The sequence below is a fragment of the Cupriavidus sp. GW822-FHT03E04 genome (assembly GCF_058801495.1).
This window is the reverse complement of the sequence record NZ_JBXANI010000006.1, coordinates 241,649-265,065: the sequence shown is the minus strand read 5'-3', so window position 1 is coordinate 265,065 and position 23,417 is coordinate 241,649. Positions and strand designations below refer to the sequence as shown.

Genomic DNA, 23,417 nt, shown 5'->3' with positions numbered 1-23,417 from the left:
CATCATGACAATAAGTATCTTATAGGGAATGCAACGGGCAATTTTGCTGAAAAACACCTCCTTGTCCCACCGTTTCCAGCTGTATGCAGGCTCTTTCTTTCCTCAGAACGCTGTCCATGAAAGTTGTCTGCGAAGTCGAAATTCGCGATGGCCTGCCGCATGACATCTTTGCCGTGGCCGAACGGCTGGTCGTCGTGGCACAGACACTGCACAACGCTGCGCACTCGGTGCGCAGCCGAGGACGGCACTGAGCTTGTTCGTATCAAGGAGGGCGGGACGTGGCCTACGCCATGGTGTCGGCGTTGCAGCGGCGTATTGATATAATCATCCAATCACATAAGGTCCTCAAATTGAAGATGCCTGCCGCCCCTGATCTTAAAGACCATCGCCCTCGCGTTGCAGCCGAACGGCGTGCACGGATGCGCATGCGTCTCATTGAAAGCGCGATGATCGTCTTTGCGCAAAGAGGTATCGGAGTCAGCGTGATTCCGGAAGTCATCGCGGCAGCTGGCGTCTCACAAGGTTCCTTCTACAACTACTTCCGTACTAACGACGATCTGCTGGCGGCTGTCAGCGAAGCGCTCAGTCACGACATGGTGCAAATGATCGAGAGCGTGGTCGGCAATATCGAAGACCCGGCGTTGCGTGTTGCAACGGGTATTCGCTTGTATCTGCACCTTGCGCGATCCTATCCCGTGGTGGCGCGGTTTCTTTCCGGCACAGGCCTGACCTTGGTCGGCAAGAAGAGTGCCGTGTACGAGTACCTGCCCTCGGATATCAAGGAAGGCCTGAAGACGGGCACGTTTGACGAGGCCTCGGCCGATGTTGCATTGGACATGGTGGCAGGCGCAGGGGTAATCGCCGTTCACCGTATGGCCCAGGGAAAAACGACCAAGGATTATCCCGAGCGGATTGTGCGGGCGGTGTTGCGGTCGCTCGGCGTGTCTGCATCGAGTGCCACAAAGTTGACCTCTGCGCCTTTGCCAAAGCTGGTCGTTTCGCCTGAGTCACTGCTCGAAAAGGCACAGGAGAAGCTCGCCGAAATGGCCGAGCCCTCCGACCCGCGCGCGTAGCCAACACTACGGTGCTTCGCCGCTCGCTTGGGCGAGCAAGCCATCGAACAGCACCTCACTCGCATCCAGCGGCGACTTGGATATCGCATCAGCCACCGCTTCTTCCACGCCTAAGGCGCGCAATGCCACGGCGGCGGCGAGCTCCGAGAAATCTTCGCGACATTCGGTTTCAAGCATGCGGTGCATTGCGCTCATTGCCGCGCCGGCAACGATATTGAACCCCAGGGCGATCGGCATGCGCTTGAAGCGCTTGCGTCGAACACCTTCCTCTATGTCCCTGCGGACAAACTCCAGCATATTGGGTGCCTGGTAGCCAGCCCAGCCCAGCCGGCCCAGGATTGCAGCCACACCCGGCTGGCGTATCGTAAGTATCGACGCAAGCCGTATTCCCCTGGCGATGTGCTCGGCCGGGTCGTCATGGCTGCGCACAATGGGGTCAGCGGCCCGCTCCCATTGTTCAGCAACCTTCCCGACAAGCTCCCGCACGATCGCGTCAGACGACGGAAAGTACTTGTAGAACGTGCCACGTGACACCCGTGCGGCCGAAATGATGTCGTCGATGGAAGGCGTCTCGGCGCTGTTCTCTACCATCAAGCGCATCGCACTGTTCAGCAATAGCGAGCGCATACGCTGCCGCCGCTTTGCCGCAACTCGCTGACGGTGGTCGCGAGTCTCCGACCGTTCTGTTTCAGCTGCCAATCTCTTCTGTATCGGGGTCATTGATCTGTTTTTTCCTTATGGTCAATGAGTCGACATAGCCGCGCGCGCAGCACTTCCTGCGCCTTCGGTCTATGCCCATCACGTCACTCCGCGTCCAGTGCTTGTCTCTGCGCGTCCACTTGCTTGTGGTCGCCACGCACCTTCCTCGTCTGAGGTGGAATCCGGTACGTCATAGTCGTCCCGTTCCACTCATAAAATAAATTGTACGTCATCATGACATTAGAGTCAGTATGATGTATATTCCGGGCTATCGGGAAGGGAGAAATCCCTAACAGGCCTGCCGTCGCTGACGCCAGCACGAGTCCGTGGAGCGCCTCGGTGGCGTGGATCTCTGATGACTCGCAGGGGAGCGACGGACCTTACTGGAGGGCAGAAATTGAACAGGAACTATCGAGCGGCAGCTCTTATCATCATCGCGGCACATCTGCTAGCCGCCTGTACACCGCACCCCACATCCGGACACGCGGACGTAAGGCCGGTGCGGACAGTGGTCGCCGGACGTACCGCCGGGTCGGTCGGCGCGACCTATTCAGGCGAGATTCGCGCGCGTTACGAAAGTCAACTTGGATTCCGCACAGCCGGCAAGATCGTCGCGCGCATGGTGGAAGTGGGCAGCCACGTCAAGCGCGGCCAGCCGTTGTTCCAGCTCGACCCCACCCAGGAGACGTTGCAGGTGGCTGCGGCGGGTGCGGAGGCTGATGCGGCAAGGGGCCGGGTAGCCCAGGCGCGGGTGGATGTTCGGCGTACCGAGCAATTGCTCGCGCAGAACTTTGCCTCGCAAGCCGAGTTGGACCAGCAGCGGCTGGCGCTCAACCAGGCGGAGGCACAACTGCGCTCTGCCCAGGCGCGCCAGCAGCTGAATGCCAACCTGCGCGGCTTTACCACGCTCGTGGCCGACCGCGATGGCGTGGTCAGTGCCATCAACGCGGAAGCCGGGCAGGTGGTCGCGGCCGGGCAGTCGATCGCTACCGTTGCGGCTGACGGCGAACGTGAGGTCTCGATCAGTATTCCGGAGTCGCGAGTCGACGAACTGCGTAAGGCGTCGATGCTGAAGATCACGGTCTGGGCGCATCCGGGCAAGTCCTGGACGGGCAAGCTCCGGGAGCTTGCGCCGGACGCGGACAGCGTCACGCGGACGTACTCGGCCCGCATTTCCATTCAGGACGCGGATTCGGATCTCCTGCGGCTAGGCATGACCGCGTCTGTCCTAGCACCCGACGTGGACGGCAACGGCGTTGTCCGCGTGCCGCTGACCGCCATTGTCGATCATGAACATGGCCGGCAGGTGTGGGTGGTTGACCCGAAGACGTCGCGGGTGATCGCGCGTGAAGTCAAGCTGGGCGCCGCGCAGAACGACAGCGTCATCGTGGTTGGGGGACTGGCGGGCGGAGAGACCGTTGTGAGTGCCGGCGTGCATATGCTGCAGCCTGGCCAGCAGGTGAAAGTGGCCGAGACGGTGTCTGTCGCCAGGGCGGGAGGTGTTAAGTGAAAGGCATCAACCTGTCCGAATGGGCGCTGAAGCACCAGCAGATGATCGGGTTCCTGCTGTTGCTGTTGTCCGTGGCCGGCGTACTGGCTTACAGCAGCCTGGGTCAGAAGGAGGACCCCGAGTTCACGATCAAGACCATGGTCGTGCAGGCGTACTGGCCGGGGAGCTCCGCGCAGCAGATGGCCGATCAGGTGACCGACAAGATCGAGCGCAAGCTGCAAGAGGTGGCGGAGATCGACTATACGTCCACCTACGTGAAGCCGGGCGAAACTCAGGTCAAGGTCAACCTGCGCGAGGACGTACCACCGGGCGCCGTGCCGGATGTGTGGTACCAGGTCCGGAAGAAGATGGAGGACATCCGGCATACCTTGCCACAGGGCACGCAGGGCCCATTCTTCAACGACGAGTTCGGAGACACGTTCGGCAACCTCTATGCCATCACAGGTGATGGCTTCGACTATGACGACCTGAGACGGATCGCGGACGCCGCACGAAATGAGTTCCTTCGTGTCGGCGACGTCAACAAGGTCGACCTCGTAGGCAAGCAGGAACAGAAGATCTATGTGGAAGTCTCCACCGCCAAGCTCGCCTCGCTGGGGATCGACCCGGCGTTGATCGCGTCGACGCTCGCACAAACCAATGCCGTGACATCAGGCGGGACTGTGCAAACCACCGCGGAACAAGTGCGGCTGGCCGTCAGTGGCGAGTTTGACTCTGTCGAAGGGATTCGCGCCATCGGCATCCGTGCTGGCCAACGTACCTTCCGTCTTGGCGATATCGCAGACGTCCGTCGCGGCTTTGTGGAGCCTGCCACGTCGAGGATGCACTTCAACGGCCGCGAGGCGATTGGACTTGCGGTGAGCATGCGCAAGGGCGGTGACGTGATCCGCCTTGGAACAAAGCTGGAAGAAACGGTAAAACGCATCGAGTCCAACCTGCCGGTGGGCGTGCAGATCCATGCGGTCAGCGACCAGCCACGTATCGTCGAGCATTCTGTCTTCGAGTTCAAGAAGAGTCTGGCCGAGGCTGTGGTCATTGTGCTCGTCGTGAGTTTCCTGTCGCTAGGCTTGCGGACCGGACTGGTCGTTGCGCTCAGCATCCCGCTCGTTCTGGCCATGACATTCCTGGCGATGTACGTGATGGGCATCGACTTGCAGCGCATCTCGCTCGGTGCGCTGATCATTGCGCTCGGACTGTTGGTGGACGATGCCATTATTGCCGTCGAAATGATGTCGCTGAAGCTCGAGCAGGGCTGGGACAAGTTCCGCGCCGCCACATATGCGTACACGGCCACCGCCTTCCCGATGCTCACGGGCACGTTGATCACAGCTGCGGGCTTTCTTCCCGTCGGCTTTGCGAAGTCGGGCACGGGCGAATATGTGTACTCCCTGTTCCAGGTGGTGGGCATTTCGCTGGTGCTGTCATGGATCGTGGCCGTCCTCTTTACACCTTACATCGGCTTCAAGCTGTTGAAAGAGCATGCGCACGCGTCGCATGATGAGGAGGCGGTCTACCAGCGCGGCTTCTACGTCAAGTTCCGCCGCTTCATCAATTTCTGCCTGGAGCATCGAGTGTGGGTGATCGGCATCACGCTCGCTGCGTTCGTGGGCGCACTGGTGCTGTTCAAGGCAGTACCCCAGCAATTCTTTCCGGCATCCGACCGGGCCGAACTGATTGTTGACCTGTGGATGCCGAGGGCGTCGACCTTCGAGGCGAGCCAGCGCGAGGTACAGACGCTGGAAGGCCTGCTCAAGGGCGATCCGGACATCGCGGCGGTGACCAGCTTTGTTGGCAACGGTGCGCCACGGTTCTACCTGCCTCTCGATGCGCAGACGCCTAATCTGAACCTCGGCGAGATGCTGGTGATGACGAAGGGCGGTGAGGCACGAGAGCGGGCGAAGGAGAGGATCGAGAATCTGCTCGGCGAGAGATTCCCGAATGTGCGGGGCCGCGTCAATCGGCTGGAGAACGGTCCGCCTGTCGGATACCCGGTGCAGTTTCGCGTGTACGGGCAGGACAACGTCAAGGTTCGTGCGATCGGTCAGCAGGTGGCGGACATCATGCGTGAAGAGCCCCATGTGCGGCAGGTCAACCAGGACTGGGGCGAACGCATCAAGCGCGTGCAGGTCGATGTGGACCAGGATAAGGCGCGTGCACTGGGCATCAGTTCAGGCCAGATCAAGGAAGCCCTCGAGGCCTCGTTGTCGGGCACGCCAATCACGCAGTACCGTGAGGAGGACCAAGGAATCGACGTGGTCTCGCGCCTTGTCGCGGCGGAGCGCACGGACCTGAACAACCTGAAGGACGCCAAGATCTATGTGCGCGACGGCAAGTTTGTGCCGGTCTCGCAAGTGGCCCGGCTCACGCTTGACAGCGAGGACAGCGAGCTGTGGCGGCGTAACCGCGTGCCAACGTTGACCGTTCGCGCCGATATCGCAGGGGCGCAGGCACCTGACGTCACGCGTGCACTACAACCGAAGATCGACGCACTGGAAAAGGCGCTACCGCTCGGCTATGGCATCGAGATCGGCGGCGCTTACGAATCGAGTGCGAAGGCCCAGCATTCCGTTTTCGCGGTGATGCCTGTGACGATCATCGCGGTGCTCGTGCTGCTGATGATTCAACTGCAGGACATGAAGAAGATGGCGATGGTCCTGCTGACGGCACCGCTCGGGCTGATCGGTGTCAGCGCGATCATGGCCGCGTTCCGGATTCCATTCGGCTTTGTCGCCATGTTGGGCGTTATTGCCCTCGCTGGAATGATCATCCGCAACTCGGTGATCCTGGTCGTACAGATCGATCAGGACGTGGGCGCGGGCGTCGGACTGTGGACGGCCATCGTCGAGGCGGCGGTGCGGCGGCTGCGTCCGATCGTGCTGACTGCTTTGGCGGCAATTCTGGCGATGGTGCCGCTTACACACTCCGTGTTCTGGGGCCCCATGGCGTGGGCAATCATGGGAGGGCTCGCCGTTGCCACGGTGCTGACGCTCGTCTTCCTTCCCGCTCTGTATGCGACCTGGTACCGGGCCAAGCGCCCTGCGACCGTTTGATCGCAGATGTGACGTTAAGAGTAAATGCGATGAATAGAATGAGTATGGCCTTGCGGGCCGGGCAGGTGGCTTTGGGCTGCATGCTTTTCATGAACGCTGGAGCGTCGAGCGCTATCGATCTCGTGGGGGCCTATCAGCAGGCATTGGCGCATGATCCGACGAGCCTCGCCGCAAATGATGCGCTCACGGCGGGACGGGAGAAGGCTGTGCAAGGCGACGCCTTGCTGCGTCCCCGCGTAAGCCTCCAGGCGGCGCTGGACCGGATCAACAATCGGTCGTCCGCCAACCCGCCTGCCGAGCTCGCGCCGTTGGTCTCCGCTGATAGTTCGGGCACTGCTCGCCAGGCCGGGGTGATGCTCGTGCAGCCGCTGTACGACAGGAGCGCTGTGGCCACGAGACGGCAGTTGCACGAGCAATCCAACCTGGCGCAAACGCAATTCGACCAGTCTCGCCAGGACTTGGCTTTGCGGGTGGCCGAGGCATACTTCGGCGTGGTGTTGGGCGAGGAGACGCTCCGCGTGGTGCAGGCCGAGAAGGCGGCGTTGCGACAGCAACGCGACCGCGCGAAGGCACGCTTTGACATCGGCCAGGGCAAGATCACCGATCTTCATGAAGCCCAGGCGCGCCTGGATGGGGTGGAGAGTCGCGAGGTCACGGCACAATCTGCGCTCGAACAGCGACGCACGCGATTCCTGGAAACCGTCGGCATGCCGCCCGATCGGCTCAGCGGGTTGGCGCCTGGCTTCGCACCGCGGCCGCCGGAACCGGACAATCTCACGGCGTGGCAGGCAAAGGGTGAAGAACAGAGCTACCTCGTCAAGACCAGGCAGTCGGAGCACGACATTGCCGGCGCGGAAATCGATAAATACCGCCTCAGCAGTCGCCCGACCGTCGCGCTCGTGGCGCGTTATGGCGCACAAGGGCAAACCGGCAACCTGGCTCCCTGGATTGCTGGCAGCAACACCCGAACCGCGACGATCGGCTTGCAGCTCAACATTCCGTTGTACGCGGGCGGCGGACTGGATTCGCGCGAGCGGGAATCGGCCGCGAGGAAGAGTCAGGCGGAGCAGGAGATTGCCGCCGCCCGGCGAGACGTGCGTTTGAGGGTGCAGGACGGATTCCTCTCAGTGAAAACGGGCGTGTCGCGCGTTGCTGCACTCGAGCAGTCGTTGACTTCGGCGCGTAGCGCGCTCGCGGCAACGACGCTTGGCCGGGACGTTGGCACCCGTACGCAACCCGACGTACTGGATGCGCAGCAGCGCGTGTTCGCCGCTGAGCTTGACCTGGTTCAGGCACGCCTGGACTACCTCCTTGGCCGTCTGCGGCTTGCCGCCGCGGCGGGGGAACTGAGCGAGGAAACCTTGCGCTCGCTGAATGCCTGGCTCGCAGCCTGATCGCGAAATCCTATGCTAGGAGATCTGCAGCACTATTGGAGCGGCGCCTTTCTCGCCGCCAACGCGTTCATCGGGCTGAACATGGTGGGCGCGCTGCTGCTCGGCATGCTGGTAGGCTACGAGCGCTCGTACAATGGCCGCGCCGCCGGCATGCGCACCTACGGCCTCGTGTGCATGGCGTCCACGGCGCTGACGGTGTTCGTCGGCCACGCGCCGCTCTGGTACGGCGGCGCCACAGCGCACATCCAGGCAGACCCGACCCATACCATCCAGGGCGTGGTCACCGGCGTCGGCTTCCTCTGCGCCGGGGTCATCATGAAGGACGGCATGCGCATCCGCGGCCTCACGACCGCGGCATCCATCTGGGCTGCCTCGGCCATAGGCGTGTTGCTCGGCGTTGGTTTTTATGCCGCCGCGTTGCTGCTCGCCGTGCTATGCGTGAGCTCGATGTCTCTGTTGCACCGACTTGAATCCAGGCTTCCGGGGCGCACGACGCTGGATGTGTCTCTGACTTTCCAACCCGGTGAAGCGCCGGATCTCGATCTACTGATCGACAGGGCAAAGTCCCGCGGCTATCGCGTGCTGCACGACAGCCTGACTATCACGTTTGCCGACAACCAGGCCGTGTGGCGAATCAGCCTGGTCGCGCCGGACAAGGCGCGCGCACTATCGCCGGCAGGACTGGCGGCCGAGATGGCTGCAACCCAGGGTGTCTCCCGGTTCAGCATCGTGCCGGTGCGCAGTTGAGCAGGGTAGCGTCTTGGCCATCGCCGCCGCACCGCGCAGCGCATCTGACGCACGTTTTCCAGTCCGCGCTGGACGGCATCACGTCTCCATATGCGCATTAACTGTGAGACAAATCGTGCCGTTCGCCCACTAACTTTGAGAATCCTGCTCAGCTTGTTTGAAACTCGGCAAGCTAAGTCATTGATCCTTTGTACACCCGTTGCCTAATAGATTTGAGACGGAACAGTCACGTCTCACGGTTAGTGGGTTTTGTCTCACAGTTCCTGGGTCCAGTTCTGGCGAACCAGGAACCCGTGCGGTCCGAGCCGTGCGAAAAGGCGTACCATCAGGAGGTGATCGAGCGCTAGGTTCGTCCGTGCCTGAGCGTGTTACGCCTCCCCAGCCAAGTGGTCCTGCCATGATCCTGTATCACACTGACCCCGATTCCCCGGTCGTCGAGATTTCCGTCGAAGGCAAAATCACTGACCGCGATCTGCGCGAAGCCATCGAGCGCCTGCGAGGGGATCTCGAACTGAACGGCAAGACCCGCGTGCTCGAACGCATCGAGCATTTCACCGGCATCGAGCCAAAGGCACTGTGGACCGACCTGACGCTCGGCGTTTCCGTGGCCCGCAAAATCACGCGCGCCGCCGTGGTGGCCGACGCGGGATGGATCCACGCCTCGATGCATCTGGCGCGGTTCTTCACGAAGGCCGAAGTCAAGGTGTTCCACGTCAACGAGCTGGATCAGGCGCGCGCCTGGATCAACGCCTGAGCGCCGCCCGGCGAATCTCGTATCGTCCCAGGCTATCGCCGAGTTGGGGCCAGTCCGCATTGCGAGCTAGGTCACGGATCGATCGGTAGGGGACATGGACCCCGCCAAGCGGCCCGGCACTGAAATGCCCGTGTCAGGTGTCGTCCTCATCCCGCAAGCGCTCCGGATCCATCACGCGAATGCTCCGGAATGCGATCTCGATCAGCCCGCGCTTCTCCAATTGCTTCAGGAGCTTATTCAATGTCTGGCGGGACACACCAATCATCGCGGCAAGATTGACCTGCGAAACCTTCAAGGTGACGGGACCGCCTTGAGGCACCAGCGGGCGCTGCAACAGCAGGAGTTCCGCCAGCCTCGCGCGTACGCGAGCCTCCGGGGCCATCAGTTTTGTATCTGAGATATAGCGAAGGACGCCGGCATGCCGCTGCGCGATGAGCAGCGCGAAGTAGCGGTAGGCCGTTGGTCCTTCCTTGACGCTCCGCGCGAACTGCGCCCGCGAAAGGACAAGCAGTCTTGCGTCCGTGTCGGCAGTATGACGGCGCCGGCGTGCCAGTCGAATCGGTGGCCGACTATCTGATCAAACCGGCGCCTGGCGCCATCAATCCTTTCTTGCCGGGGGCTGAGCGCGATGCCAGCGCCCGGACATACTCGCTGGCGGTTGCTGATGGCGTACCGCCGGCCGACCAGCCGGTCGGCATGAATCAGGTTGGCCAGCAGCGTGCGACATTGCATGCTCCCAAGTACGGAGCCGCATCTATGCGCGTGACAAGGGGACAGACGAGACCGGCGGCGCCGGGCTGCCGGTCCCAGTGCTGACGTTGGCAGACGGCAAGGTGTTGAAAGGCGATGCGGCTTGCCCAGCCTTGCGGAAAAAGCAGCCGCTACATGTCGACGTCCGCATTTGAAATTTCGCATGCCTTGCATGCCTGCCAAGCCCTGATCCGAGGCGCTGCGGACGCGCCCCCAATGCAGCGGCCGTAACGCGCCTCGATCAAGGCGCTGATCAAGATGCCAGGCGATGCGAAGTTGAGCTTCGGCATGGCGAGGGGAGCGGGCGGTTTCATGGCGCTAGGGTAAACCCATGGTTGTGAATATGTTTGAACATATTATAGTTGGATATGTTCGAACATATTTGAGCGTGTTCGCGAAACCAGCAATTACCTCAGAGGCCGATATGTCCACTTTTTCCGTCCCCATGGCTAGCACCGTTGTTGATTCGATTCTGTTCCGCGATGCCTTCGGCACCGCCAAGATGCGCGAGATTTTCTCCGACCGGGCGCTGATCCAGCGTTACATTGACGCCGAGATCGCCTTGGCGAAGGCCGAAGCGCGCGTCGGCGTGATCCCGGCCGAGGCGGCGGAAGTGATTGCGCGCGAGTCGCGCATCGAGCGTATCGACTTTGACCATATGCGTGAGGAGACGGACATCGTCGGGTACCCGATCCTGCCGCTGGTGCATCAGCTTGTGGGCATGTGCGGCGATGCCGGCCGCTACGTGCACTGGGGAGCGACCACGCAGGACATCATGGACACCGCGGTGGCACTGCAGGTGCGCGACGCGCTCGACAGCATCGACACCGATGTCCGCGAACTGCGCGCCATCCTGGCCGGCCTGGCGGTCAAGCATCGCGATACGCCCATGGCCGGCCGCACCCACCTGCAGCAGGCGCTGCCTGTCACTTTTGGCTACAAGGTCGCGATCTGGCTCGCCATGTTCGACCGCCACCAGCAGCGTCTGGCGGAATTGCGCCCACGGGTGGCCGTGGTGGAGTTTGCCGGTGCGGCGGGCACGCTGGCCTCGCTGGGCGACAAGGGCTTCGCGGTGCAGCAGGCGATGGCCGAGGAACTTGGGCTGGGCGTGCCGGCAACCACCTGGCATGTGGCACGGGACGGCTTCGCCGAGGCGGTGAACCTGCTCGCACTGATCACAGGTTCCCTTGGCAAGATCGCACTCGACATCATGATCATGGCGTCGACCGAGTTCGCCGAGGTCTACGAGCCCTTCGTCAAGGGTCGTGGCGCCTCCAGCACCATGCCGCAAAAGCGCAACCCGATCTCCAGCGAACTGATGCTGGCCGCCTCGAAGGCAGTGCGCCAGCACGCCGGCCTGATGGTCGATGCCATGGTGCAAGACTTCGAGCGCGCGACCGGCCCATGGCATGCGGAGTGGATTGCGATTCCCGAGAGCTTCATCTTCACTGCGGGTGCCCTTCACCAGGCGAAGTTCGCGCTTGGCGGCCTCATCGTCGATACCGAACGCATGAAGCACAACCTCGGCATCACCCGTGGCCTGATCGTGGCCGAAGCGGTGATGATGGGCATGGCCCCCTTCACCGGCCGCCAGCAGGCGCACGACATCGTCTACGACGCCTGCCGCACCGTAAACGAGAAGGGCGGCACGCTGGCCGAGGCGCTGATGGCACTGCCTGAGGTCACGCAACACTTCGATCGTGCGGCGATCGAGCGTTTGACGGATCCGGCCAACTATCTCGGCCTGGCGCCGCAGATGGTGGACCGCGCCATCGCGCTGTCGAACGGTGTGTAAGAAACAGCATCAAACAGCATCGAGGAGACAGATATGGAAAACCATTCATCCAGCGCAGATGCGCTGATCTCGCCCCCGAGAAAACTACCCTGGTATCGCAAGCTGGGTATGCAAGTGCTGGTGTCCCTGGTGCTTGGCATCGCGGTGGGCTTCATCTTCCCGAAGTTCGCCTCGCAGCTCAAGCTGCTCGGCGACATGTTCCTCTCGCTGATCAAGGCGGGCGTGGCGCCGCTTGTGTTCCTCACCATTGTCCACGGCATTGCATCCGCCGGCGATGTGAAGAGTGCTGGCCGCGTTGGCTGGCGCTCCATCTTCTACTTCGAAGTGCTTTCGACGATTGCCCTGGTCGTGGGCATGCTGGCGGGTAACCTCTTGCAGATCGGCAAGGGCATGACCACCGTAGCCACCGGCGCCGCCCCGCCGGTGGTGGCCAAGGCCGGGCAGCACGGCTTCCTGGCGTTCATGGCCCACATCGTGCCAGACAATTTTGTCGGGGCGTTTGCCAAGGGCGAACTGCTGCAGGTGGTGGTGCTTGCGGTGATGGTCGGCATCGGCATCCTCGCCATTCCGGAAGGCCGGCGCGAGAAGATCAACGAGGGGCTCGACCAGATCTCCGAGGTACTGTTCTCCTTCATCAACCTGGTGATGAAACTGGCGCCGATCGGCACGTTCGGCGCAGTAGCCTATTCGGTCGGCAGCAACGGCACCGCGGTGCTGATCGCGTTGGCCCAACTGGTGTTCAGCTTCTACGCGGTGGTGGCGGTGTTTATCGTGGTGGTGCTGGGCCTGGTGGCACGGCTGGCAGGCTTCAGTCTCTGGCGTTTCCTGCGCTACATCAAAGACGAGATCCTTATCGTGCTCGGCACCGCATCGTCGGAGAGTGCACTGCCCCGCCTGCTGATCAAGCTGGAGCGGTTGGGTTGCGCCAAGCAGACCGTGGGCCTGGTGCTGCCAACCGGCTACGCATTCAACCTCGATGGCACCTCGCTCTTCATGGCCATGGGCGTGATGTTCATCGCGCATGCCTACGGCGTGCCGCTGTCGCTGGATCAGCAGATTGGCATCCTGTTGCTGATGCTCCTGACTTCCAAGGGCGCGGCGACCGTCTCCGGCGGCTCCTTCGTGGTCTTCGCTGCAACGGTGACTTCGACCGGGATGCTGCCGGTCGAGGGACTAGCCGTTATCTTCGGCGTCTACCGCTTCCTGTCGATGGCGATCTCCACCTGCAATACGATCGGCAACAGCGTCGCGACCGTGGTCATTGCCAAGTGGTCCGGCACCTTTGACCACGAGATTGCGCAGCGGCATCTGTATCCCGAGCGCTTTCCCGAAACGGCCAACGCCGATGCTGCGCTCGACGATGGCAACCTTCTGCCTGAGGACTCCAAGGAAGGCAATCCACACACTGCCGGTATCCCGCTCTCGAAATCCGGAGAGTGATCGGACCATCCCGCCATGGCAGCGAAGGTGCCGATTAGAGAGCATTGGTTCCAGTGGCGCCTTGCTGCCCGTCCTTGCTAGCGGCGGGACGTTCCGCACGAATGCCAAACCAGCACGTCACGGCTCCCACCAGCAGCAATGCGGCCGCGAGGCAGAGCGAGAGATGCATGCCGCGCATGAAGGCCTGCGGGGCAGTGTCGCGCACCAGGTAACCGAACCCCGCCACGCCTAGCATACCGCCCACCTGCCGCGCTGAGTTGAGGACGCCGGAGGCGATGCCCGCGCGGAAGCCATCCACGGCTGACAGCGTGACATTGGTCATGGTCGGCACCATCAGCGCGATGCCGCTGGCGGCTAGCAGCATCGGCGGGGCAAGCAGCCAGTAGGGGCCGTCGATGCGCACCGGCAACAGCATCAGGTAACCCAGGGCGGCCAGGAGCAATCCCAGCACCATCAGGTATCTCGCGCCCATCCGCGTGATCAGGCGGCCGGCGAGCACGTTGACTGCCATCAGTACCACCGTCATCGGGAGGAACGCCAGCCCGGTCTGCTGTGGCGATAGTCCCTGCTGAAGCTGGAAGAACAGGCTGAAGACAAAGATCTGGCCATAGTAGGCAAAATTCACGATCACACCGGCGAGCGACGCCACCCTGAACGCCGGGATGCGCAATAGCGCCAGCGGCAGCATCGGCGCAGCACTGCGTGATTCGATGCGGATAAAGGCCGCCGCCGACGCCAAGGCCAGCCACAGCCCCGCCTGCACCCAGGCGTGTCCCCAGCCGAGACGGCCGGCTTCGGTGACCGATGCGGTGAGTGCGGCCAGCGCCAGTATGGCCGCGCCTTGCCCGGGCCAATCCAGGCCGCGGTGATGTCCGCCGCCATCGGCGGCGACATGGCGCAACGTCAGATACAGGCCAATCAGGCCCAGCGGCAGGTTGATCAGGAAGATGCTGCGCCAGCCGAAGTGGGTCACCAGCAGGCCACCCAGTACCGGCCCGGCCGCCAGCGAGATGCCGCCGATCGCACCCCACCAGCCGACTGCGCGGCTGCGTTGTTCGCGTTCGGGAAAGGCCCGCTGGAGCATCGACAGCGAGTTCGGCACCAGCAGCGCCGCACCAATGCCCTGGCCCAGCCGGGCCACCACCAGCATCGCCAGGCTGCCCGCCGCGCCGCACGCCACCGACGTCAGCGTGAACAGCGCGAGCCCCATCAGGAACACCCGTCTGGCGCCCAAGCGATCTCCGAGCGCTCCGCTGGTCAGTAGCAACGCCGCGAACACCAGCGTGTAGGCGTTGATCACCCATTGCAGCCCCGCCACATCGGTGGCGAATCCTTGCCGCAAGGTATCCAGGGCGACATTGACGACGCTGACGTCCAGCAGGACGACGACAAAGCCGAGCGCAGCGGCCAGCAGGGTGGCCCGTTGCGCATTGGTGGTGGTAGGCATGGCATGGATTCCAACGATAGGATCTCCGCATGCTAGGCTGCAGACATATCCGCGTAAATTCCCTAAAATCTCCACCGAACCTGGAGAAAACGCACAGATGCTCGATTGGGAAAATCTTCGCCACTTCCTGGCAGTCGCTCGCACCGGCACGTTGTCCGGCGCAGCGCGCGATTTGCAGGTGGATCACGCCACGGTAAGCCGCCGGCTGGCCGCGCTCGAAGCCGGGCTGCAAGCGCTTCTGGTTGAACGCCTGCCGCGCTCGTGCCGCCTGACGCCGCTCGGGGTGTCGGTCTTCGAGCAAGCCAGGACGATGGAAGCCGCCGCGTTCGCTATCGAGCGGCAGACGCGTGCCAGCCACGAGCCCGTGAGCGGCAAGGTGTCGCTCAGTGCGCCACCGGTGCTGACCACACATCTGCTGGCCGGCCGCCTGGCGGATTTCCGCGCGGCTTATCCGGGTATCCAGCTCTCCGTGTCGGCGCAGGCCCGCGCGGTGTCGCTGACGCGCCGTGAGGCAGACGTAGCGCTACGGCTGGTGCGGCCCAGCGAGTCGAGCAGTGTGGTGCGCAAGCTGGGGCAGATGCCATTCGCCTTGTACGCAAGCCTCGACTATCCGGCATTGCGGAGTCCCCGCGACTGGACCTTTATTGCCTACGATGCGCAGTTCGCCGACATGCCGCAGCAGCGCTGGCTGCTGGAGCTGGCGGGGCCACGGCCCGTGGGCTGCGAACTCAGCGATATCAGCAGCCATCTCGCCGCTGCCCGCGCAGGGGCGGGCGTGGCTGGCCTGCCTTGTTTCCTGGGGGATGCCGATGCGGGCCTGGTACGGCTGGAACACGAGGGCGCTGCATTCTCGCGCGACATCTGGCTGGTGGTGCACAGGGACTTGCGGCGCTCGGCCCCTGTGCGCGCGGTGATGGACTTTCTTAGCGAAGTAGTGGCCGGGCACGGCGCATTTGGATCCGCTTCGGAATAGGCACATGGGCTCTCAAGCGGCTGCTTGGGGCCGGCTAACGCGGCCGGGCCCGCCAGTATCGGCCGGTCGACACGGACGCCTGGATCGTCGACAATCGACGTGTGGATGGCAGGCAATTCTCTTCGTGGAGTGAACTGCAGACCATAGGATGCAAATCTCGCGTGCGGTGGGAAAAATATAAATGACTCTGATTGACGATTTTCTGCCTCAATATGATTTCCGCGAGCGACACGCTGCGCTCGTACACGCGCCAGCGAACATTATTCTGGATTGCGTTGCTCGCCAACGTGCGCAAGATGATCCGCTGGTACGACTGGCCATTGGCCTGCGCGAACTGCCGTCGCGATGGATGAACCGGTCGAGCAGACGCCCGCTAGATCTCGACGATTTCACATTTCTTGGTCGCGAAGGGGATTCCGGGCTGGCGTTCGGGCTGACCGGAGCTTTCTGGCGGGCAGATTACGGTTTGCTGGACATTGGGTCCCCCGAAGCCTTCAAGGCGAGCGTCAGAATGGACGTCTGCCAGCTCGTCATGGGCTTCAACGTAGATGCCAATGCGTCAGGCGCATCCGTGCTGAGCACGGAGACCCGGGTGTTTTGTCCAACCGCGGCGGTTCGTCGCCGATTTGCTCCCTACTGGTACATCATCCGTCCTGTCAGTGGGCTAATCCGGCGGCGTATGCTTGCCAGGGTTCGGCGACAGGCCGAAAGTCTTGCCAAAGAACGATGATTCGCCACTGGCCAAGAATGGCTATTTGTGAAAGGTATATGCATGGAGTGGCTTGAACCGTGGTGGTCCACTAAAAGTATGGACGAGCAATTTCACGAAGCCTTCGCGCGACAGCTCGCGCTGGAGGTTCCGCCGGGGCACGAAATGTTCGGGCTGCTTGCAAAACTTATCGGAAGGGGCCCGGGCGACGATGCTTTGTTTGAAATACTCGATGGTAGTGGTCGGGTTGCGGTGGTTCATCTAACCTGGTCGAAATCGCGCGGGCGCTTACCCTGGCCCATCACCGTTTTCTACACCGACATGAAGAACTGGATCGAGACATGCATGCTTCCGGAGCATCAGGAGTGGGCGAATTGAGTGAAGACCTGACGTCCAGCAGTAAATTCCTTAGTCTGGTGCTCAGACACGCTCCGGAAACGATAGGCCTTTCGCTGAATGAAGCCGGTTGGGCGAATGTCGAGTTGCTTCTGCGGCAAGCCAACGCGCACGGCAAGCGAATTGATCGTGAGATGCTTGAGAAGATCGTGGCGACCAGCGACAAGAGGCGGTTTGCCATCAGCGACGACGGGCTGATGATCCGAGCCAACCAGGGACACTCGATCGATGTGAATCTTGGTCTCGAAGCGCTAAAGCCGCCTGTGCAACTTTTCCACGGCACGGCAAGCAGGTTCGTTCCTGCCATTCAGGACCAAGGCTTGAAGCCGCAGAACCGGCAGCACGTGCATCTGTCGGCAGACATTGCTACCGCGCTTGTCGTTGGGCGTCGGCACGGCAGTCCTATTGTGTTGAGGGTGGAGTCCGCGAAGATGTGCGAGCTCGGTCACGCCTTCTTCCAATCACAGAACGGTGTTTGGCTCACGCAAGCGGTGCCGCCTCAGTTCATACAACCGATCGACTTGCCCAAGCTTCTTGGATGATGTGGCTTAATGCCCCCTTTGAGGACGGCAGTTTGAATGCAATCGATTGCGGGCACTCACCTGACAGACATTGGTTGGTTGATGCGACGATGAGAGCGATGAGATTGCGTGGAAGTCCAACGCAGCGCCAATGTTCCTCGCCGGTCCAAACGAATGCTAGCCAGCCGATCGCGCTGCGCGCCGGAGCGTGTTCCGAACGCCTGGCGGGGGGCACGTCCCTCGCTTAGGTTGCCTTCGCGACCAGTGGCCGACTTAATACATGACGAGCAGGCGGCGGCTCATCATCTGCCACAAACGGCGGGGCTATTTTCCGGGTTCTCCCACATAGTTCAGGGGCACCCATTCATATTTGTTTCCCGCTCTTCGAATGTGCCCCAAGCCGGGGAAGGCGATGTGGGCCGCACCTACCGTGTAATGACTGGTTGCCAGCATATCCATGACCGAGCGGCGCGAGCGTTGCGCCTCGGTCGCGGTGCTATCGTACTTGACCGTCGCCTCGGGTGTTCGCATTTGAATTGAGGCAACGTGGACAATATCGCCCCAGACCAACATTCCCTCCCCTTTGCTGCGGATCAGATACCCCGTGTGTCCGGGAGTGTGGCCGGGCAATGCCATTGCCTGAATACCGGCATCCAGTTCGATGTCCCCGATAAACGGGCGGACCTTGTTTGCCGCAACATAAGGTGCGACCGATGCGATGGCCGCATCAAAGAACGTTGCGAGGAAGTCGGGCGCCTTTGATTTGCTGGCTGGATTGAGCCAGTAGTCTGCTTCGGCCTGGTTCACGCGCAAGATGGCGTTTGGAAACGCCATCTTTCCGCTGGCGTCGACACCACCAACGTGGTCCTTGTGCAGGTGCGTCAGCAGGATCTCGTCAACTTGTTCCGGTTGATAGCCAGACGCTCGCAGGTTGGCCAACAAGTGTCCGCAGCAGTCACCATAGAGCACGCCCGCCCCGGCATCGACCAGGACGAGTTTTGCGCCAGTGTTGATCAAGAAGGCGTTGATGGAACCCTGGACGGGAGCTTGCAGGAAATCCTCATCGAGGTCGCGTTTGATTTGTGCCTTGGACACCCCTTCAACAACCGCATCTATCGGAAACGCATGCGTTCCGTCCAGGAGCGCCGTCACCTCAAAGTCTCCGACCATGACGCGGTGAAAGCCGGGCCCCTGTGTACGAACTTGTGGTGCCGCGGCCTGCGCGGAAGGCAGAACAGATGCCCCCAGCATTATTGTGAACACCAGCCGTGTGCAGGCGAGCGCCAGGCGTTTGAGGATTTGCTTCATGACTTCGGATACCGCAAGGAGATGGGTAGGGCTCGCACCCCGGACCGAGGCGCTATCGCGACGGGAACCGGCAGAGGGATTCGGGAAGTCACGCACGCGTTCCGGACCATCGTGAGGGCGGATGCTACCGCCTCGTGGAATCACTGCATGGCCCCCGGCGCTGGCGGGCATAGACGCAGGCCAGGTTAAGCAGTAACCGACTTAACCGCGTCGATGATGACGTCTGCAACTTCCCGGTGCTTCGACAGGATCAGAAGATGGCTTGCCTTCAGTTCAGTCGTCTTCGCCTTGAGCCGTTTGGCGAGTTCCGCCTGAAGTTCCACGCTCACTGCGCGATCGTCCGTCGCCACGACGTACCAGCTCGGACGCGTCTGCCACGCGGCTTTGGTGATCTTGTCGCCGAACGTGCTGGTAGGCAAAGGAGGCTGCACCGTTGCGAGGATGCGCACCTCGGATGCCGGCAGATCGTTCGCGACATCTTCGATCCAGGCCTCGGGGCTGAGCTTAAGGTAACCGCGGCCATCATCCTGAATCTTTCCCAGCGCCGGCGGGGCAGGATGTGACGAGACCAGGTCGCCCGTCGACTCGCCTGCCCCCGGCGCAAGCGCGGCTACGTACACCAACCCCTTCACCTTGGGATCGTTACCTGCCTCGGTGATGACCGTCCCACCCCAGCTATGCCCAACCAACACAATCGGGCCTTTGATCGACGCCATCGCCCTCTCGGTCGCGGCCACATCGTCGGCGAGCGAGCTGGTGGGATTCTGGATTGCTACCACGGGAATGTTCTTGTCCAGCAGGTGCGGGATGACCCGTGCCCAACTTGACCCATCAGCCCATGCACCGTGGACGAGCACGACAGTTACGCCATTTGGCGATGCAGCATTCATTTGGAAACTCCTTGACCGGAATGTGACCGGATTCAGTTTGGCTATCGTTCGGATAGTGCGCTGATCGAGCGCAGTCGAAAAACAGGCGAAGGATGATGCGCGCCTACTAGCTGCGGCGATTATTTCGGGCCAGGGGAAAAAGCTCGATCGACACCATTCTGGTGACCTGAAAGTGTCATGAAGCCCAGCAAGTTAAACGGATGCCATTCCTGTGGTCAATACTACTTACGGATAATCGTCGAGACGGTAGTCTTAGCGACGTGTTGGATCAACAGGTGTCTTGGCGCAGGAGCGACGTGTTGGGCTTGTGTGCGGGGCGGGCTGATGCGATGCGACCTACGACCTTGGTGTTAGCCGGTTCTACGAGGATCGGGTAGAAAATTTCAGCTTTCTTTCGAAGAATGGAGGGAGCTTGCCAGGGAGTCAGAAAGCGAAGCTGCCCGATTGATGACATTCACAATTTTGGGGAATTTAATAAAAACGAAAAATCGATCCGCATGCGGAATGTCGATCAGTGAGAGGACAACAATTTAACGTTCCCCGCCAGAAGGTAAGACATCATGGAAAATAGCCAGATTCGGATCAAGCATCATACGATTCGTGCGAATGGTATTCGACAGCATTTTCTCGAAGCCGGTGACGGACCTCCCGTGGTGCTTCTGCATGGATTTCCGGAAACCAGTTTCGCGTGGCGATTTCAGTTTCCGGCGCTGGCCCGGCACTATCGGGTCATCGCTCCCGATCTGCGCGGTTACGGGGAAACAGACAAGCCGTCCTCGGGGTACGACAAGCGGAACATGGCGCTGGACATCACCCGCCTGCTCGATGAACTGAAGATCGGCAAGGTGGCGCTGGTAGGGCACGACCGCGGTGCCCGGGTGGCGACGAGACTGACGAAGGATCATCCTGAGCGCGTGGACCGATTGGTGGTGATGGATAACGTGCCGACACGAGTCGTCGCGCAGAACATGAGCGCACAGACCGCGCGCGCCTATTGGTTCTTCCTCTTCCATCTGGTGTCGGACCTCCCTGAGACCCTGATCGCAGGTAAGGAAGCCGAGTGGCTCCACCATTTCTTCGCCGACTGGTGCTACAACCCACACACGATCGAAGGCGAGGCGTTCGACACCTATGTCCGCGCGTACAAGCGGCCCGGCGCAGTGCGCGGAGCAATGGCTGACTATCGGGCGAACGCCGAAGATGTGGCGCAGGACCTGATCGATGCCGACGTCAAGATCAAGTGTCCCGCGATGGCGATCTGGGGCGAGGACTTCTACGCGGTGGGCGGGATGTTCGATATGAAGGCCGTTTGGGAAGGAATGGCCAGCAACTTGCGCGCTGAACCTATCGCCCAGTGTGGCCACTTGCCGCAGGAAGAGCAGCCTGCCCATGTCAACGAGTTGTTGATCGACTTCTTGCGCGGCTGGAACGGCGCGTAGTTGGCGCGACGAAACCACCTCGAAGGGCCACACCGGTGGCGATATCCCAGCGTGACCCTTCTCCGCAAGCACCCCATAAGAGACAGCCATGTCGGAAGACAAAGAGCCTCGCAGGCGCTTCCTGCGCCAGGTACTCGCTGCCAGGCTGCCCGAGTTCGTCGATCGCCAGATGGAAACGCCGTTCGGCCACGGCAAGCTCTGGTACATGCGGAGACCATTTCCACACGGACCGGGTGCTGGAGTTCGGCTACCAGTTGAGCCTGGTGCCACGCGACAACTATCGGCACGGCATCGCAGCCTGCAACGCATGGTGCAAGAAGGAGCATGGCAAGGTATTCGCCGAACTGGACAAGGCCACTCAGGAAAAGGTGCTGACCGACCTGCAGACGGGCAAGGTGCAAATATCGATACGCACACTCTCGTTGACCATTTTCCCAATCCAGTATCTTTGAGGACTTGAACGATGATTGACAGGGCACAGGACGGCACGTCCTTGTCGGGGCGAAGTGTGCTGGTGTTGGCTGCGTCGTGCGGATTCGCCGTGGCGAACCTGTATTACAGCCAGCCGTTGCTTCCAGCGATGGCTGCCGCCTTCGACGCTGGTGCCGAGGCGCAAGGCGCCATCGCCATGCTGACGCAGCTCGGCTACGCCAGCGGCTTGCTGCTGTTTGGCCCCTTGGGCGATCAACTCGATCGCCGAAAGTTGATTACCGTTCTGTTGCTGGCAAACGTGGCCGCGCTTGGGTTGTGCGCGTCCGCCCAGAATCTTCCTTGGTTGCTGGCCGCCAGTGTCCTCCTCGGGCTCACGGCGATGAGTGCGCAGGTCATCATTCCTGCAGTGTCGGGGCAAGTAGACCCCGCGCAACGAGGACAGACGGTGGGGCGGTTGTTGAGTGGACTGTTCGCCGGCACGCTGCTAGCGCGCACGGTCAGTGGCTATGTCGGTGCTCACGCGGGCTGGCGCTCGATGTTCCTGTTGGCCGCGGCTCTCGATCTCGTCCTGATCGCGATGGTCTGGGTTCACTTGCCACGTGCCGGAGCGGAAAGCGACCTGTCATACGTACGCTTGCTCCGTTCAATGGTAGAGCTGTTCGCACGAGAGCCGCTTCTGCGCGAGGCCTGTCTGACCGGCTTTCTCTTGTTCGGCGCCTTCAACGTCTTGTGGGGGTCGCTTGCCATGATGCTTGCCGGGCCGCCCTATCGCTGGGGCAGCGAGGTGGCCGGGCTCTTCGGGCTTGTCGGCCTGGTCGGGATGTTTGCGTCGCCCACCATCGGTCGCATTGCGGATCGCTTCGGTGGGCGACGAGTCGTCGGCGGGGCCGCAATATTGGTGATGCTGGCGTTCGGACTTGTCGCTGGCTCGATATGGTCAATCGCGTGGCTAATCGCCGGTATAGTCGTGCTTGACCTGGGAAGCCGGGCGAATCTCGTCGCGAACCAGACAAGGCTATATGCGTTGCTTCCGGCGGCGCGCGGGCGTCTTAACACGATCTTCATGACTTGCTATTTCCTCGGCGGCGCCGCAGGGTCGACAGTTGGGACGTTTGCAGCCGGTCGGTATGGATGGCACGGCGTGGCGATAGCTGGCATGCTCTGCGCGGGCTCAGCGCTGATCGCGACCGTCGGGGTTCGTGCGGCCGCACAACGTGCAGTATCAGGGGAATGACTGATGCCTCGCGTGCGGTCCGTTTCGCATCGATGCGGGAGACGTTGAGCGGAGATTGAATGTCATGGCGCTGACCTGCGAATTGAGCTTGAGGGCGAACGAAGTCCAAAAGTCCCGCTAGTTCGCCGCAGGCATCTGAACTCTGCCGCACCGACACAGTGGCGTCATGTGGAGGCCGTAGCGATTCAGGATGAGCGACGCTCCATCCAGGAAGCTGAGGCGATGTCGATGTGCTGGCTGGAGACTATCTCAAGGTTGGGCATGATATTGCCTTCCTATGGTCGTAACGCGCCAGGAAAGTCGGGAGGCGAGCGGCGCCTGAGTCGTCCTCTGGCGATGCCCTTGTGCGCGAGCACGATGCTTTACGGGGGCGCCATCCCGTTCTTAAACGGGAGCAACTTCCCATGTCGGAACTACCTTTGCACGAACCAACTCAATGTGCGTTCGTCCTTGTCGACGAACAAGCGGGACTCGCTTTCGCAGCGGGATATCAGGCCCCGCAATTGCTTCGCAGTAACGGCCTGGCGGTAGCAAAGACCGCAGTTGCCTTCGGCGTGCCAGTCGTGATCTCGACGTCGGCGTCTAGGGCATGGCGGCGGCTACGGAACAGGGTTCGCATATGCCCGGGATATGATCAAGCCCGCTTGATCCGAAAGCGGAAGACCGAGTTCTACGCAACGCATCGTGCATGAGTGGAAGCACTCCGACGAGGTGCTCTGGTCATGAACAATGCGATCGGTACTCCGATTTTGCATTTCAGCGAACGGAATCTTCCCCTTGCTGTCCCGCTCGGCGGCGTTGGCGGGCTTCAATTCACTGTGTCGCTTCGGCTTTCAGCCTTGGTGGCAGACAATCT

20 protein-coding genes and 1 pseudogene are annotated in these 23,417 nt (G+C 61.6%); 16 read left to right on the top strand and 5 right to left on the bottom strand.

Going from position 1 to position 23,417, the window contains the following annotated elements:
- The first annotated feature begins 116 nt into the window (after window positions 1-116).
- On the top strand, window positions 117-251 hold the full coding sequence (locus AC1RQC_RS10370; RefSeq protein ID WP_492374899.1) for a hypothetical protein: 135 nt from the start codon (window positions 117-119) through the stop codon (window positions 249-251).
- 27 nt (window positions 252-278) lie between these two features.
- On the top strand, window positions 279-1,073 hold the full coding sequence (locus tag AC1RQC_RS10365; RefSeq protein ID WP_492814338.1) for a TetR/AcrR family transcriptional regulator: 795 nt from the start codon (window positions 279-281) through the stop codon (window positions 1,071-1,073).
- A 6-nt stretch (window positions 1,074-1,079) separates the two neighbouring features.
- Here the strand turns inward: AC1RQC_RS10365 and AC1RQC_RS10360 are convergent, their stop codons facing one another.
- Window positions 1,080-1,793 carry a TetR/AcrR family transcriptional regulator gene (locus tag AC1RQC_RS10360; protein WP_492831777.1) on the bottom strand — a complete coding sequence of 238 codons (714 nt, stop codon included), beginning with the start codon at window positions 1,791-1,793 and terminating at the stop codon, window positions 1,080-1,082.
- 487 nt (window positions 1,794-2,280) lie between these two features.
- Between AC1RQC_RS10360 and AC1RQC_RS10355 the strand changes: the two genes are divergently transcribed.
- The 5 genes from AC1RQC_RS10355 (at window position 2,281) to AC1RQC_RS10335 (ending at window position 9,227) form a co-directional block, all read left to right on the top strand.
- Window positions 2,281-3,282, top strand: a complete 1,002-nt coding sequence (locus AC1RQC_RS10355) for an efflux RND transporter periplasmic adaptor subunit (RefSeq protein ID WP_492374902.1) — start codon at window positions 2,281-2,283, stop codon at window positions 3,280-3,282.
- Window positions 3,279-6,332, top strand: coding sequence for an efflux RND transporter permease subunit (locus tag AC1RQC_RS10350; RefSeq protein ID WP_492883184.1), 3,054 nt, complete (start codon window positions 3,279-3,281; stop codon window positions 6,330-6,332). The genes AC1RQC_RS10355 and AC1RQC_RS10350 overlap by 4 nt, the downstream gene beginning before the upstream one ends.
- 38 nt (window positions 6,333-6,370) lie before the next feature.
- On the top strand, window positions 6,371-7,726 hold the full coding sequence (locus AC1RQC_RS10345) for a TolC family outer membrane protein (RefSeq protein WP_492374904.1): 1,356 nt from the start codon (window positions 6,371-6,373) through the stop codon (window positions 7,724-7,726).
- A gap of 12 nt (window positions 7,727-7,738) precedes the next feature.
- A complete protein-coding gene (locus tag AC1RQC_RS10340; protein WP_492374905.1) occupies window positions 7,739-8,473 on the top strand; it encodes an MgtC/SapB family protein in 735 nt (244 codons plus the stop codon).
- A gap of 397 nt (window positions 8,474-8,870) precedes the next feature.
- On the top strand, window positions 8,871-9,227 hold the full coding sequence (locus AC1RQC_RS10335) for a SpoIIAA family protein (RefSeq protein WP_492374906.1): 357 nt from the start codon (window positions 8,871-8,873) through the stop codon (window positions 9,225-9,227).
- A gap of 133 nt (window positions 9,228-9,360) precedes the next feature.
- On the opposite strand, the gene AC1RQC_RS10330 is transcribed toward AC1RQC_RS10335, so the two are convergent.
- Entirely contained in the window at window positions 9,361-9,609 is a 249-nt protein-coding gene (locus AC1RQC_RS10330) for a Crp/Fnr family transcriptional regulator (RefSeq protein WP_492883182.1), read from the bottom strand.
- Between the two features lie 792 nt (window positions 9,610-10,401).
- On the opposite strand from AC1RQC_RS10330, the gene AC1RQC_RS10325 reads away from it, so the two are divergent.
- Together AC1RQC_RS10325 and AC1RQC_RS10320 are read left to right on the top strand one after the other, a co-directional pair.
- Window positions 10,402-11,772 carry a class-II fumarase/aspartase family protein gene (locus tag AC1RQC_RS10325; RefSeq protein ID WP_492883180.1) on the top strand — a complete coding sequence of 457 codons (1,371 nt, stop codon included), beginning with the start codon at window positions 10,402-10,404 and terminating at the stop codon, window positions 11,770-11,772.
- 33 nt (window positions 11,773-11,805) lie between these two features.
- On the top strand, window positions 11,806-13,212 hold the full coding sequence (locus AC1RQC_RS10320; protein WP_492883178.1) for a cation:dicarboxylate symporter family transporter: 1,407 nt from the start codon (window positions 11,806-11,808) through the stop codon (window positions 13,210-13,212).
- A 34-nt stretch (window positions 13,213-13,246) separates the two neighbouring features.
- Here AC1RQC_RS10320 and AC1RQC_RS10315 read toward each other — a convergent pair whose 3' ends face one another.
- On the bottom strand, window positions 13,247-14,659 hold the full coding sequence (locus tag AC1RQC_RS10315; RefSeq protein ID WP_492883176.1) for an MFS transporter: 1,413 nt from the start codon (window positions 14,657-14,659) through the stop codon (window positions 13,247-13,249).
- A gap of 97 nt (window positions 14,660-14,756) precedes the next feature.
- Between AC1RQC_RS10315 and AC1RQC_RS10310 the strand changes: the two genes are divergently transcribed.
- The 4 genes from AC1RQC_RS10310 (at window position 14,757) to AC1RQC_RS10295 (ending at window position 17,279) form a co-directional block, all read left to right on the top strand.
- On the top strand, window positions 14,757-15,632 hold the full coding sequence (locus tag AC1RQC_RS10310; RefSeq protein WP_492883174.1) for a LysR family transcriptional regulator: 876 nt from the start codon (window positions 14,757-14,759) through the stop codon (window positions 15,630-15,632).
- 181 nt (window positions 15,633-15,813) lie between these two features.
- Window positions 15,814-16,362, top strand: coding sequence for a hypothetical protein (locus tag AC1RQC_RS10305; protein WP_492374912.1), 549 nt, complete (start codon window positions 15,814-15,816; stop codon window positions 16,360-16,362).
- 42 nt (window positions 16,363-16,404) lie between these two features.
- Complete coding sequence (locus AC1RQC_RS10300; protein ID WP_492374913.1) at window positions 16,405-16,719, top strand: hypothetical protein; 315 nt, start codon at window positions 16,405-16,407, stop codon at window positions 16,717-16,719.
- Window positions 16,716-17,279: an RNA 2'-phosphotransferase gene (locus tag AC1RQC_RS10295; RefSeq protein ID WP_492883172.1), complete on the top strand. Its 564-nt coding sequence runs from the start codon at window positions 16,716-16,718 to the stop codon at window positions 17,277-17,279. The genes AC1RQC_RS10300 and AC1RQC_RS10295 overlap by 4 nt, the downstream gene beginning before the upstream one ends.
- A 303-nt stretch (window positions 17,280-17,582) precedes the next feature.
- On the opposite strand, the gene AC1RQC_RS10290 is transcribed toward AC1RQC_RS10295, so the two are convergent.
- Window positions 17,583-18,566, bottom strand: a complete 984-nt coding sequence (locus AC1RQC_RS10290) for an MBL fold metallo-hydrolase (RefSeq protein ID WP_492814353.1) — start codon at window positions 18,564-18,566, stop codon at window positions 17,583-17,585.
- A gap of 185 nt (window positions 18,567-18,751) precedes the next feature.
- The gene (locus AC1RQC_RS10285; RefSeq protein WP_492374916.1) at window positions 18,752-19,456 is read right to left on the bottom strand and encodes an alpha/beta fold hydrolase; all 705 of its coding nucleotides are present in this window, start codon (window positions 19,454-19,456) and stop codon (window positions 18,752-18,754) included.
- Window positions 19,457-20,016: 560 nt separating this feature from the next.
- On the opposite strand from AC1RQC_RS10285, the gene AC1RQC_RS10280 reads away from it, so the two are divergent.
- From AC1RQC_RS10280 to AC1RQC_RS10270, 3 genes and pseudogenes are all read left to right on the top strand, one after another.
- Window positions 20,017-20,895 carry an alpha/beta fold hydrolase gene (locus tag AC1RQC_RS10280; RefSeq protein WP_416046926.1) on the top strand — a complete coding sequence of 293 codons (879 nt, stop codon included), beginning with the start codon at window positions 20,017-20,019 and terminating at the stop codon, window positions 20,893-20,895.
- Window positions 20,896-20,983: 88 nt separating this feature from the next.
- Window positions 20,984-21,293: pseudogene (locus AC1RQC_RS10275) on the top strand (gluconate 2-dehydrogenase subunit 3 family protein); the annotation flags it as partial.
- Between the two features lie 65 nt (window positions 21,294-21,358).
- Window positions 21,359-22,561 (top strand): MFS transporter, encoded by a 1,203-nt coding sequence (locus AC1RQC_RS10270; RefSeq protein WP_492883170.1) that lies wholly within the window; start codon window positions 21,359-21,361, stop codon window positions 22,559-22,561.
- The last annotated feature ends 856 nt before the right edge of the window (window positions 22,562-23,417 follow it).